Genomic DNA, 13220 nt, shown 5'->3' with positions numbered 1-13220 from the left:
TTCTCGTCAAGAGCACCGCTCTCGGATGTGGCAGACTGGCGGCGGAGGCGAGATGACCGGAAAACGCGAGGAATCGCGGGCACGTACGACCGCGCAGATCCTCTCGGCCGCGCGCCACGAGATCGCCGAGCGCGGCGGCCAGGGCCTGTCGATGCGGGCCGTGGCTCGCGAGGTGGGGCTCGTGTCGTCGGCCGTGTACCGCTACTTCCCGACACGCGAGGCACTCCTGACGGCGATGATCGTCGAGAGCTATCACCACCTGGCCGACGCCCTCGCGACGGTCGACGAGGGGGCACCCGCCGAGCGCTGGGGCGCGCTCGTCCGCGAATGGCGGGCGTGGGCGAAGCACCGACCCCACGAGTTCCAGCTCGTGTACGGGACACCGATCCCCGGCTACGTCGCCCCGCCCGAGACGATCCCGGCCGCGGCGGCGGTCGCGGCGCCGTTCTTCCGCTGCGGCGCGACGGAGCGGGTCGTCGAGTTCGAGGGTGTCCACGTGGGGGACGCACTGACGTCGGCGTACCCCGACCTCACGCCGAGCGGCATCGCCGCCGTCCTCGCGGAACTCGCGACCGTCGCGGGAACGATCGGCCTCGAACTCTCCGGCCACTTCGTCGGAACGACCGGCTCACCGGACGCCCTCGTCGAAGCCGTCATCGCGAGGCAGGTGCACACACTCGGTCTCGCGTGACGCGACAGCGGAGTTCCCGGTCCCACACGTGCGGTTCCGGCCCGGGACCGGCGCCTCGGGCCCGTCGGGTGCAGCCGCGATCGGCGCGGTCGGCTCGCCACCCCGCCCGCCGCTGCCCGCGACGGCCACCCGCGTCACCGCGACGCTCAGGCCTCGCTGCGAGCCGCGTCCGCGAGCGCCCGGTACGCGGGCGAGGAGTCGTGCAGCTCCGCGGCCGTCCCGATCCCCGCGACGCGTCCCCCCTCGACGACGACGATCGTGTCGGCGCCGCGCACGGTCGAGAGCCGGTGGGCGATGACGATCGTCGTCCGTCCCCGCATGAGCACGGCGAGGGCCGACTGGATCCGCGCCTCGGTGGCCGGATCGACCGATGCGACCGCCTCGTCGAGCACGAGGACGGGTGAGTCCTTGAGCAGCGCCCGAGCGATCGAGAGGCGCTGCCGCTGCCCGCCCGACAGGTCGGCACCGCCGTCGGCGAGCACCGTGTCGAGCCCGTCGGGCAGCGAATCGACGACGTCGTCGCACTGCGCGGCGCGCAACGCGCGCCACACGTCCTCCTCGCTCGCCTCGGGTCGCCCGAGCGTGACGTTCGCCCGCACCGTGTCGTCGAACAGGTGCACGTCCTGAAACACGGTCGCGACGAGCCGCATCGTGCGATCGGAGCCGAGCTCGCGCAGATCGCGTCCGCCGATGCGGACGCTGCCCGCCGCGGGATCCCACATGCGGTTCACGAGCCGCGCGATCGTCGACTTGCCCGAGCCGGACGCACCGACGAGCGCCGTCACGCGGCCACGCTCCGCACGGAAGGAGACGCCGTCGAGCGCGGGCGCGTCCTCGTCCCGATACCGGAAGCCGACGTCGCGGAACTCGACCTCGGCACCGTCCGGCTCGGCGGGCGAGGCGGGCTCCGTGAGCACGGGCTCGTCCCACACCTCGGCGATCTTCGCCGCGATCTGCTGCTGGTTCCGGCGATAGCCGGTGAGCAGCATGAGCTCTTGGATCGGCTGGTACACGGTGAGCGAGAGCACGAGGAACAGCATGAGCACGCTCGCCGGCACGAGACCTGCCGCGAACGCGGCCGCCCCCACGAGGATGAGCACGACCTGCCCGATCTCGATGACGATCGATCCGAGCGCCGTGGCGGGCGTCGCGCGCACCGACATGTCGGTGCTCGTCCGCGCGAGCCGCTCGAGCACGGGAACGTAGCGCTCGGCGATCCACGAGCCTGGGGCGCCGCGCAGGACGGCCGCGCCGCGCGCCTGCTCGACCATGACCGTCGTCGCCTCACCGCGGGCGAGGTGGTGATCGGCGAACGCGCGATGGAAGATGCGGTCGCCCCACGCCGTGATGAGCCAGAAGAGGGGCACGCCCACGAGGGTCGCGAGCGCGAGGCGCCAGTCGACGACGAACAGTGCGACGGCCGAGAGGGTCGGCTGCACGAGCGCCCCGAGGAGCTGCTGCGGCAGATTCTGGAAGTCGACCATGACGGCGTCGTTCGTGACGACCGTCCCGATGCGCGACCGGTCGACGCGATCCACGAAACCGAGCGGGACGCGACGCAGGCGATCGAGCACCGACAACTGCAGCCCGGCCTTCGAGTCGGCGGCGAGCCGCCACACGAGGGCGTTCGCCCACGCGGCGGCGAAGAGCCTCGCGACGATCGAGGCGGCGAGCACGGCGGTCAACAGCCACACGAGGCCCGCGTCGAGCGCGAGCCCGGGGACCGCGCCCGTCGCGGCGAGCACGATCACGAGGATCGTGACGACGGGGACGCTGCGGAACGCCCCCTCGAGCAGGATGCGCCCGATGCCGCGCACGAGCGGCCGCAGGCTGCGCCCGTACATCGCCCGCCACTGGGCGAGGAAGCCCATCCGCCCGAGCCCCGGACGGACGATGTCCGTGACCTCGCCGGCGTCCGTCGACGGGTCGCCCACGCGCCGTGCGGGTGCCGTGCCCGAGGCCGCGACGGGCACGGCGGGGCCGTCCTCGCCCCGGACCTCCGCGTCGTCGCCCTCCTCCCGGGCCACGCCGGCGTCGCCGGGCGCCGCGTCCTCGGGATCGTCCGCCCCGATGCGCCAGCCGTCGGCGCGCTCGTACGCGTGCCACAGCGCGCGGTACGGCTCGTGCGTCTCGAGCAGTCGCTCGTGGTGGTCCTGCGCCGTGACCCGGCCGCCGTCGAGGCGTGCGATGCGGTCGCTGCCGGCGATGGTCGCGAGCCGGTGCGCGATCGTGATGACGGTGCGGCCCTCGGTGAGTCGATCGAGCGCGTCGAGTGTCCGCCGCTCGGTCTCCTGGTCGAGCGCGGCGGTCGCCTCGTCGAGCACGATCACGCGAGCGTCCTTGAGCACGGCGCGCGCGATCGCGATGCGCTGACGCTGCCCGCCCGACAGTCGCCCACCGCCCTCGGGGAGTTCCGTCGCCCACCCATCGGCGAGCGCCGCGGCGACGTCCCCGAGCTGGGCCGTCTCGCCCGCACGCACGACCTCCTCGTCGCTCGCGCCGGGACGGGCGATCCGGATGTTCGCCATGAGGCTCGCGGCGAACACGTACTCGTTCTGCTGGACGAAGGCGACGATGCGCGACAGTTCGGTCGCGGGGATGTCGCGGACGTCGACGCCGCCGATGCGAACGGTGCCCTCGTCGGCGTCCGCGAAGCGACTGATGAGCCGGGCGACGGTCGACTTGCCGCTGCCCGTCTCGCCGACGAGCGCGAGGCTCGACCCCTCGGGGACGTGGAGCGTCACGTCGTGCAGCGCGGGTCGCTCGGGGCCGTAGGCGAACGTCACGCCGTCGAGTCGGACGTCGAAGGTCGTGGGGATGCCCGGTGACTCCGATTCCGGCAGCTCGTCCTCCGCGAACAGGGCCCGCACACCGCCCGCCGCGAACTGGATGCGGCTCATGATCGTCGCGAGCGTCCCCACGAGGCCGATGATCGGCGTCAGGTAGGCGATGCCGACGAGGAGGAACAGGAGCACGGTCGCGAGGTCGAACGTGCCCGCCTCGAGGCCGAGCCCCGCGACGGGGAGCAGCGCCGCGAGCGCGAGCCCCGTGCCGACGGTGAGGAACGACGCGAGCCATCGCAGGGGGCCGCGCGTCGCGCGCTGCTGCAGTTCGGCACCGCGCAGGACGGCACCACGGGCCTGGTCGTAGCCGCTGTCCGGACGCACGTAGCTGCGGATCACCTCGAGCCCCTGGAGGTAGCCCGTGACGGCCCGCTCGAGGACGAGTGCGTGGGTCGCGAGGGCTGCGTTGTTCCGCTGCGCGAGCGTCATGCCGACCGCCGAGATGACGACGAGCACGACGAGCGAGGCGAGTGCGACGAGTGCGAGCCGCCAGTCGACGACGAACAGGAGCGCCGTGGTCGCGATGGGGACGGCCGCGGCCGCGGCGCCGTCGGGGACGCCGTGCGCGAGCGCCTCCTCGAGTTGTTCGACGTCGTCGTGGAGCAACTTCTTGATCTCACCGGTCGAACGGGCCTGGACGCGCGCGAGCGGCATGCGGCGGAGCTTGCGCACGAGCCCGAAGCGCAGGTCGAGCAGCACGCGGTAGGCCGAGACGTGTCCGACGTGCGTCGACAGCCCGCTCGCGATCGCTCGCAGCACGACGGCCGCTGCCGCCACGGCGGCGATCGTTACCACGGCACCGGGTGCGTCGTCCACGAACAGCGCGCGCACGACGGCGAAGACGGCGACGTAGGGGGCGAGCGAACAGGCCGCCGCGACGATCGCGAGCGCCGCGGAGGCCACGAGGCCGAGGCGATGGCGGCGCACGGCGTCGCCGATCGAGTTCGTCGGTGGCGCCGTCGGGATCCCAGGCGCAGGATTCGAGGTAAGGGTCACCTCAGTGACGATACGAAGCCGAACGTCTAAAATCAATATCTGTGTATTTATTGTCCTCGTGGAGCCATCCGCCCGGCTCCCGTCGAGACGGCCGCGCCTAGCATGTCGCTCATGCCGACCGACGAGGAGCCGACGACGCGTCGCGGCCGTGGTCGTCCCCCGAAGGCACTGCTGAGCCGCGAGCAGATCGCGTCGCGCGCGCTCGCCATCGGCGGCCGTGAGGGCTTCGGGGCCGTCTCGATGCACCGGCTCGCCGACGAGTTCGGCGTGACGGCGCGCGCACTCTACAACCACGTGCCGGACCGCCAATCCGTCATCGACGACGCCGCGATCCTCCTGCTGCGGGGCATCCCGGACACGCCGCTCGACGTCGCCGATTGGCGCTCCTCGATCCGCCGCCTCTACGCGGAGGCGCGAACGTACTACCGCTCGTTCCCGCGCGCCGTCCTCATCTCCCTCGACGAGGAGGTGACGCTCGCGGGCGTCGATCCGGCCCGCATCCGCCTCACGGAACGCAATCTCGAGTTCTTCACGGGCATCGGCCTGACCCTCCGGCAGGCCATGGTCGTCCGCTCCGCGTTCCTCACCGAGGTCGCCGGCTTCGTCCTCCTCGTCGACGACCGCTCCGATCAGGCCGATGACGCGACGAGCGACCTCATGTCGCGCCCCGTTCCCCCGCCGGGGCTCGACGCGAACCCCGAACTCGCCGCGCCCCTCTCGCGCCAGGCCGCGCTCGGCCCGCCCATGACGAGCGACGAACACTTCACTGACCTCGTCGACCTACGCATCGCCGGCATCGAACGCTGGCTCGAGCGGAACGCCGCCGCAACCGACACCCGCTCCTGACGCCGCGACTCGCGAACGCCGGTCGGGCTCGGACCCCGGGGCTCGTTTCGTCACCGGTCGCCGCATGACCCGCCGCGACGTGGCGCGGTGTCGCGGGGCGACGGCACGTGCCTAGCCTTGTTCGCATCCGGACGTCGCCTCCCACGAGCGCGACGACACGGCGCGGGAGACCACGCCGTCAGCATGTCCGTTCCCGGAGGGAGACCGCAGATGACCGCGACCGTGAACCAGCGCAGTGATGCCCGCGGGGTGGCGCGCGCCCTCCCGACCTCGTTCCGGGATCCCGCCGAGGCGCCCGTCGTCGACGACCTGCTCGAACTCGTCGGAGCGACGCCGCTCGTGCGTGTCCGGCACCTCACCGAGGGTGCCCCGGGCGAGGTGTTCGTCAAGCTCGACCAGTTCAACATCGGCGGCTCGTCGAAGGACCGCATCGCGATCGGCATCGTGCGCGCCGCGATCGAGTCGGGCGAACTCCGGCCCGGGCAGCGCATCGTCGACTTCGGGGCCGGGAACACCGCGATCGGCTACGCGCTCGCGGGCCGTGCGACGGGCCACCCCGTGACGGCGGTCGTCAACGGACTGCTCTCCCCCGAGAAGGAGAACCTGCTGCGGTTCCTCGGCGTCGACCTCGTGCCGGGTCGCGCCGATGTTCCCGCCGACGATCCCGAGAACTGGGCGGTGATCGCCGAGCGCTACGAGCGCGAGGATCCGAGCAACTGGTGGGCCAGGCAGCAGTCGACGCACGCGAATCCCGCGACGCACGTGGATTCGACGGGCCCCGAGGTGTGGCAGCAGACGGGCGGACGGATCACACACTGGATCGCGGCGATGGCGACGGGCGGCACCGTGAGCGGCACGGGACGCTACCTGCACGATCGCGATCCGTCGATCGAGGTCGTCGGCACGCAGTTCACCGAGAAGGCGAACGACACGAACCTGCTGCAGATCGCGCGGCGCGAGCCGGGCTGGGAGTCGCTCGAGCGGAACTTCCCCGACAACATCGACCTCGACGTGATCGACCGCATCGAGGTGCGCCCGCGGGCCGAGGTCATCGACTACGGCTGGCACGTCGCGCGCACGGAAGGCCTCGTGCTGGGCCTCTCGTCGATCCTGAGCCTGCGCGTCGCCGTCGATCTCGCGCAGCGCGTCGAGCCGGGTAGCGTTATCGTGTCGTTCTCGGCCGATTCGGGCCGCGACTACACGAGCCGCGAGTACAACGCCGCGTGGCTGCGCGAGAACGAGCTCGGCTGGATCGCCGACCGCTACGAGCCCGCGGGGTGACGGCGGGCGCGACCCGTCGCCCGGCTCAGTCGTCCTCGAGCGTGTAGCGGCCCGAATCGTCGACGAACAGGGCCGTCTGCCCCGCGCGCGCCTCGCGGACGAACCCCGCGACGCGCGGGAAGCGCGCCGCGAACGACGAGGCCGACCAGATCTCGAAGTTGTCGGGATCGTCCATGTAGGCGTCGGATTCGAGGCCCGTCACGGAGCGCAGATCGGACCCCGTGTACGTGACCCAGCGCGGCGGCTCCTCGGCGTGCAGCTTCGTGACGAACACGGGTGCGTCGTCGGGGACGCCCGCGAACTCGACCGTGCTCGTGCGCTCGGCGTCGAGCAGCGCGTCGATCGTGCCGGCCAGCGCAACGAGTGCGTCCCATCCGCTCGCCGCGGCGAACGCCGCCTCGTCGTCGGTCAGCAGGCGCAGCGTGCGGACGTGGCCGACGACACTGCCGTCGGGATCGCGGACCTCGTCGAACGTCGGCCCCCAGCGGGACGGCGTGACGAGGATCGCCGAGATCGCGGTGCCCGTCAGGAAGGGCTCCGAGTTGCGCCACGGCACGCCGACGGGCGGCACGCGATGGTTCTGCGCGATGTCGTCGCACACGATCGTGAGCGCGGCGACCGCGGCCCCCTCCTGCCCGTCGACGACCTCGACGGCGAGCTCGACCCGCTCGCCCGACTCGGTCGGGAGCTTCGATGCGCCCGCGGTCATGAACGTGATCGGGCCGCCGGGCGGTCGCTTGACGGCGACCATCACCATGCCGCCGATGCGGTCCGGCAAGACCGTCGGATCGACGCCGAGCGCCGAGAAGACGTGTTCGGGGAAGGCCTGGTCGGGACGATCCGGTGTGGCAGTCATGGCGCCAGTCTGTCAGTTCCGTCCGACACGCCGCCGGGCGACGTGACTGGCGCTCCGAGCCTCATCGCCGGTCACGCCCGGCCCGCCCCAGAGCGAATGCACCGATCGCGAGTCCGACCGCGCCGGTGACCGCCCCGGCGAGCAGTTCCCGACCGACGGTGGCGCGACCGCGGATCGGGTTCGCTTCCTCCCGCGCCGATTCGCGCGCCGGGGCGGTCGAACGTGGCGTACCGGACGGATGCCGCAGCGCAGCGTGTACGGCATGATCGAATCGCTGCCCCGCCACGGGATCGATCATCGAGTTCTCCGACGACTCGACCGTATCGGCCACGGCCTTCTCCGTTCAGACGAGGCCGATTCCGCACACCAGTGCCCGGCAGGTCCCGAGCGCGGGCCGTCTGTGTCGTCCTGTCGGCGGCCGAAGGCGGGGAGCAGCGGCCTCGCCTGCCGGAGCGACAGCCTCCGTGAGCTCCTCCCGTGTTCGGCGGTTAATCAGCGGACGGTTCTGTGCACGAGGCGTCGATGTCTCTGGGGCTCGGGCTTCGCGAGCACCCTGCCCCTGGCCGCAGGGACCGCAGCCGCCAGGATGACCGTTCCGAGCAGCACGAGGAGTGAGGTCTTTCCGGCGCACCTCGTCCCGTCCGCCCCGCGATCGCGAAGCCGCCCTTTTGCGACGCGGACGGCTGCGTCCGTCTCGGCGACAGGGGTGCCCTCGCCCGAGGCTCCATCGTGACCGGAATTGAGCGCAGTGGGGAGTCGGTCGAGCTCACGCAACAGATATTCGATCTGCGTGTCGAGACGACTCGCGTGCTTCACCGACTGCACACGATACTCACCCAGCAGGGCCGCCGAACCGAACGAGATGACAGGGGGCAGGAAAAACACCACGAGCGACAGCCAGCCGACGACCCCCCCGTCACGAAAACGATCCAGACGATCAACAGGCCGAGCACGAGCGAAAGCAGCCCGACGATGAGTGCGATCGCATCATCGGGGACCCCTCGCGAACCCGCGCGCCATTGGACGATCGCGCTGAGCCCGCCCTTGACGATGGCCGTCCACGCGAGAACGAAAGCGACGAGCACAGCGCCCAGGACAAGTGCCGCGAGAATCGCCTCGGACAGAGATGGGCCGGCCTGCACGGTTCCCACGACGATGAGGCCGACCACGACTATGACGTCGGCTCCTGCGGCGGCGACAGCGGTTACCAGCAGCGAACGGCAGAATACCCGTCTCCGCTCATCAGCCAGACCATCGGGCCCCGTGTGCTCGTCGGCTCGTGGAGGGACGCCGACACGAGCTCGCTGCGCCCGTAACGCGGCCAGTCGCCGTTCGATCTGTGGCCGCCACGCCCAGGGATTGCCCCAGTCCTCGAAGTTCCAGAGCAGCAGCGTGATCGCGCAGGCGAGTAGCAGCGGGACGACGCCTCCGAGGGCCTCCCCGGACGGTTCGTCGACTACGGCAAGGACGCGAAACGCGATCTGCGTGTACGCGATCATGGTCAAAACGAACAGCAGCCATTGCGCCGTTCTCAGGATGCGGAGATCGACGGCATCGCCGAACTCAGGCCGGGCGTCCGCCACGACTGCGCCGGACCCCACCGACATACGGGAGGTTGGCGATGTCAAGGCGTGGAAGCAACATGGGGCTCGCCGGCCAGTAGTCGAGCGAATGCTTCGGTCGGTGTCAGGAAGCCGAGCCGGCGGCGGGGCCGGTTGTTGATCTCCTCGGCGATCGTGGTCAGGTAGGGCTGGTGGTCGGGTATCGCCGTGCCTTTGGGCAGGTACTCGCGGTAGAGCCGGTTGGTGTTCTCGTTGCTGGGTCGCTGCCAGGGCGAGTGGGGGTCGGCGAAGTAGACCGGCATGTTCGTGGCCAAGGTGACCTTCGCGTGGTGGGCCATCTCGCTGCCCTGGTCCCACGCGAGTGACGCCTTCATCATCTGGGGCAGCTCGTTGAAATACTCGATGACCGCGTCCGCGGTGCCCTCGGCGTGCTTGGAGGGCAGAGCCAGCAGCCCGGTGAAACCACTCATCCGCTCCACCAGTGTCGCCGCGCAGGAGGCACCGTTCTTCCCGATGATCAGGTCCCCCTCCCAGTGGCCTGGCACCCGGCGCTCGGCGGCGTCCTCGCCCCGTTCTGAGAGCGGGACCATCCCGATGATCGGCCCGCCCCGGGACCGGCCCGTAGTGCGGGGCCTGCGCTTGGTGCGCTTGGACTGCAGAAAGATCCCGCGCCGGGCCAGTTCCCCGCGCGGGATCGCGTAGATGTACTGGTAGATCGCTTCACCAGAGACGGTGCGGCCCTGCGCATCAGGAGAGTTCGCCATACGGCCAACAGTCGGGTCTGTTGCCTCCAGGCGCAAGCGGCCCGCGATCTCGTTCGGCGTCCACGATGCGGCTAGGTCAGCATTCACCCGCGCCTGCAGCACCGGATCCGCCGCGACCTTCCGCTGCTGCGGACGGGCCCGGCGACGCTGCGCGGCCACGTCTGCGGTCACGGCCTGGTAGCCGCGGGTCTTCGTCGCGTTCCGACGCAGCTCCCTGGAGACCACTGACGGGCAACGCCCCAGGTGACGGGCAATCTTCCGCACACCCCAACCCGCCTTCGACGCCGTGGAGATCTCCGACCTGTCACTGAACGACAACCCCACCCGCGACATCCACACACTCCATCGATCAGACCCCCGCCGAACAGGAGTGTTGCTTCGACGCTATGACACCACCGTTCGCGTCAGGCTCGAAACGATGGGGGCGAGCGTGAAGACGAGCGCGGCGATCGTCAATGCCGACCACAGGACCGAGTCATCGATGAATTCCGCTGCCGCGGACGTCGCAGCCGCCCAGTCGATGCGGTCGCCGATCGACGGCGCCCCGGCGGCGAGGGACACCAGTCCGCCGAGTATCAACCCCATCGCGATCGGCACCCAGACCGGCGTGCGCTGCAGCACCCCTTCGGTGATCCGCTCGGACGTGTGATCCAAGCTCCCGACTGATGCAAGCATGGCACCAGTGTCAGGGGCGTCACCGCGAATCTGAAGCCCTCAGTTCGCGGGGCCGTGTGCCCGGCGGCGCCCGTTCGGGCACATTGGCGACGTCACTCCGCCGACACGGCGGGCGCGGACACCGGTCATGCCCAGGCGTGGACCATCACCACGGCCCGCTCAGTCGAGGAGCAGTGCCGGTTCCTCCACGATCGTCGCGACGTCGGCGAGGAAGCGCGACGCGACATCGCCGTCGACGAGCCGGTGATCGAACGATGCCGTGAGCGTCGTCACCTGCCGCACCTGCACCTCGTCACCCACGACCCACGGCTTCGGCTTGATCGTGCCCAGCGCGAGAATGCCCACCTCACCCGGATTCAGGATCGGCGTACCCGAGTCCATCCCGAACACCCCGATGTTCGTGATCGTGAACGTTCCACCCTGCTGCTCCGACGGCGGCGTCTTCCCGTCCCGTGCACGCAGCGTGAGCTGCTCGATCGCCGATGCGAGCTGCCGCATCGACATCTCGTTCACATCCTTGATGTTCGGCACGATCAACCCGCGCGGCGTCGCCGCCGCGATCCCGAGGTTCACGTAGTGCTTGATCGTGTACTCCTCGTCGGTCCACGCGGCGTTCGTCGTCGGGTTCCGCCGGATCGCCCACACCACAGCCTTCGCCACGAGCAACAGCGGCGAGACCTTCACGCCCGCGAAGTCCGGCGAGGACTTCAGCCGCTTCACGTACTCCATCGTCCGCGTCGCATCCACATCCACGAACAGCGTCACGTGCGGCGCCGTGAACATGCTCGACACCATCGCGTTCGCGATCGCCTTGCGGACCCCCTTCACGGGGTGACGCTCCTCACGCACCGGCCCCGGCTCGGGCGTCTCGAGATTCTTGAACACGCTCGCCTGGTGCGCCGAACGCAGCACGTCGTCACGTGTCGTCTCACCCGCGAGCCCCGTGGGCTCGACCTGCGCGAGATCGACGCCGAGATCGCGCGCGAGCTTCCGGATCGGCGGCTTCGCGATCACCGGCTGCGCCGACGCCGCGGGAACGCTCGCGAGTCGTCGCGGGCCGTCCTCGTTCGAGCGGCTCGCACGCGTCTGCGCCGCGAGCGCCGACTTCGTCGCCTCCGCCCCGGCCCCGCGGAAGTCGCGGCCCGCGCCGTCGCTCGCGGCCGAGCCCCCCGCCGTGCGACGCTTCCGCCTCGTCGTCGGCGCCTTCCCGACCCCGTACCCGACGAGCACCGAACCGGGCTTCTCGTCCGCGGCGGCCTCCGCCGTCTCGGCCGCGGCGATCGTGCTCGACGCGTCCGCGCGGGCCGACTCGAACTCCGCGTCGACCTCGTTGCCGGCACCCGCACCGGTGTCGGCCGCGACGGGCGCGCCGTCGTCGGGTGCGTCGGACGCCCCCGCGCCCTGCACCGTGAGGATCACGCTGCCCACCTCGACCGTGTCGCCCTCGGCGGCGCGCAGCTCGCCGATCACCCCCTCGAACGGACTCGGCAGCTCGACGAGCGACTTCGCCGTCTCGATCTCGACGAGCACCTGGTTGAGCGCCACGGGCTCGCCGGGTCGCACGTGCCACTGCACGATCTCGGCCTCGGTGAGGCCCTCGCCCACGTCGGGCAGTTCGAAGTCGGAAATCGTCATCGCTGATCCTGTCTGCTTCAGTACTCGAGCACGCGGTCGACCGATTCGAGGATGCGGTCGACGTCGGGCAGGAAGATGGACTCGAGCTTCGACGGCGGGAACGGCACGTCGAACGCCGACACGCGCAGCACGGGTGCCTCGAGCGAGTAGAACGCGCGCTCCGCGACGGTCGCCGCGATCTCCGCGCCGACCGACACGTTCCCGTGCGCCTCCTGCGCGACGACGAGCCGGCCCGTCTTGCGCACCGACTCGATGATCGGCTCGTAGTCGATCGGCGCGATCGAGCGCAGGTCGACGACCTCGAGGCTCACGCCCTCGGTCTCCGCGAGCGCCGCGGCCTGCAGCAGGAGGCTCGTCATCGCCCCGTGCCCGACGACCGTCACGTCCGTCCCGACGCGCGCGACGCGCGAGGTGTGCAGCGGCGCGAGGGGCTCGTCGAAGTTCACCTCGCCCTTCTGCCAGTAGCGGCTCTTGGGCTCCATGAACAGGATCGGGTCATTCGAGGCGATCGACTGCCGGATCATCCAGTACGCGTCGTTGGGCGTCGACGGCGACACGACGCGCAGCCCCGGCGTGTGCGCGAAGTACGCCTCGGGGCTCTCGCTGTGGTGCTCGATCGAGCCGATGTGGCCACCGTAGGGCACACGGATCACGATCGGCATCGTCACCCCGCCCTCGTGGCGGTTGCGGATCTTCGCGAGCTGCGTCGTGATCTGGTCGAAGCCGGGGAAGATGAAGCCGTCGAACTGGATCTCGCACACGGAGCGATAGCCGCGCAGCGCGAGGCCGATCGCGGTGCCGATGATGCCGGCCTCGGCGAGGGGCGTGTCGATGACGCGACGCGGACCGAAATCGCGCTTGAGGTGCTCGGTGACGCGGAACACGCCGCCGAGGTCCCCGATGTCCTCGCCCATCTGCAGGACCTTCGCGTCGTCCTCCATCGCGTGGCGCAGCCCGAGATTGAGGGCCTTCGCCATGGGCATCGTGTGGACACCGGTTGGCCGCGGCTCGGCCGCGACCGTCGTACCGCCCGTCTCGGGCGTCGTGCGCTCGCGCGCGTCCGTCGACACC

Annotated in this window: 11 protein-coding genes; 3 read left to right on the top strand and 8 right to left on the bottom strand. The window is 70.8% G+C overall.

From position 1 onward, the window contains the following. Positions 1 to 52: 52 nt before the first annotated feature. The gene (locus HNR16_RS15830) at positions 53 to 691 is read left to right on the top strand and encodes a TetR/AcrR family transcriptional regulator (RefSeq protein WP_158038814.1); all 639 of its coding nucleotides are present in this window, start codon (positions 53 to 55) and stop codon (positions 689 to 691) included. A gap of 146 nt (positions 692 to 837) precedes the next feature. Here HNR16_RS15830 and HNR16_RS15825 read toward each other — a convergent pair whose 3' ends face one another. Next, entirely contained in the window at positions 838 to 4530 is a 3693-nt protein-coding gene (locus HNR16_RS15825) for an ABC transporter ATP-binding protein (RefSeq protein ID WP_218868469.1), read from the bottom strand. Positions 4531 to 4641: 111 nt separating this feature from the next. Here HNR16_RS15825 and HNR16_RS15820 point away from each other — a divergent pair, with 111 nt between their 5' ends. Together HNR16_RS15820 and HNR16_RS15815 are read left to right on the top strand one after the other, a co-directional pair. After that, entirely contained in the window at positions 4642 to 5376 is a 735-nt protein-coding gene (locus tag HNR16_RS15820) for a TetR family transcriptional regulator (RefSeq protein ID WP_158038813.1), read from the top strand. A 210-nt stretch (positions 5377 to 5586) separates the two neighbouring features. After that, positions 5587 to 6657 carry a PLP-dependent cysteine synthase family protein gene (locus tag HNR16_RS15815; RefSeq protein ID WP_179558296.1) on the top strand — a complete coding sequence of 357 codons (1071 nt, stop codon included), beginning with the start codon at positions 5587 to 5589 and terminating at the stop codon, positions 6655 to 6657. A gap of 25 nt (positions 6658 to 6682) precedes the next feature. Here the strand turns inward: HNR16_RS15815 and HNR16_RS15810 are convergent, their stop codons facing one another. From HNR16_RS15810 to HNR16_RS15780, 7 genes are all read right to left on the bottom strand, one after another. Continuing rightward, a complete protein-coding gene (locus HNR16_RS15810; RefSeq protein WP_158038811.1) occupies positions 6683 to 7513 on the bottom strand; it encodes a suppressor of fused domain protein in 831 nt (276 codons plus the stop codon). 61 nt (positions 7514 to 7574) lie between these two features. Beyond that, positions 7575 to 7844: a hypothetical protein gene (locus tag HNR16_RS15805; RefSeq protein ID WP_158038810.1), complete on the bottom strand. Its 270-nt coding sequence runs from the start codon at positions 7842 to 7844 to the stop codon at positions 7575 to 7577. Positions 7845 to 8325: 481 nt separating this feature from the next. Beyond that, the gene (locus HNR16_RS15800; protein WP_218868468.1) at positions 8326 to 9114 is read right to left on the bottom strand and encodes a hypothetical protein; all 789 of its coding nucleotides are present in this window, start codon (positions 9112 to 9114) and stop codon (positions 8326 to 8328) included. A 23-nt stretch (positions 9115 to 9137) separates the two neighbouring features. Next, on the bottom strand, positions 9138 to 10172 hold the full coding sequence (locus tag HNR16_RS15795) for an IS30 family transposase (protein ID WP_179558345.1): 1035 nt from the start codon (positions 10170 to 10172) through the stop codon (positions 9138 to 9140). Positions 10173 to 10223: 51 nt separating this feature from the next. Further along, a complete protein-coding gene (locus HNR16_RS15790; protein WP_158041982.1) occupies positions 10224 to 10493 on the bottom strand; it encodes a hypothetical protein in 270 nt (89 codons plus the stop codon). A 180-nt stretch (positions 10494 to 10673) separates the two neighbouring features. Next, positions 10674 to 12149 (bottom strand): dihydrolipoamide acetyltransferase family protein, encoded by a 1476-nt coding sequence (locus HNR16_RS15785; protein WP_158041983.1) that lies wholly within the window; start codon positions 12147 to 12149, stop codon positions 10674 to 10676. 17 nt (positions 12150 to 12166) lie between these two features. After that, positions 12167 to 13132 (bottom strand): alpha-ketoacid dehydrogenase subunit beta, encoded by a 966-nt coding sequence (locus tag HNR16_RS15780; RefSeq protein ID WP_158042014.1) that lies wholly within the window; start codon positions 13130 to 13132, stop codon positions 12167 to 12169. Between the last annotated feature and the right edge of the window lie 88 nt (positions 13133 to 13220).

The sequence above is a fragment of the Pseudoclavibacter chungangensis genome (genome assembly GCF_013410545.1).
Lineage (GTDB): Bacteria > Actinomycetota > Actinomycetes > Actinomycetales > Microbacteriaceae > Pseudoclavibacter > Pseudoclavibacter chungangensis.
The sequence above is the reverse complement of the archived record's forward strand: the minus strand, read 5'-3'. Positions and strand labels throughout refer to the sequence as shown.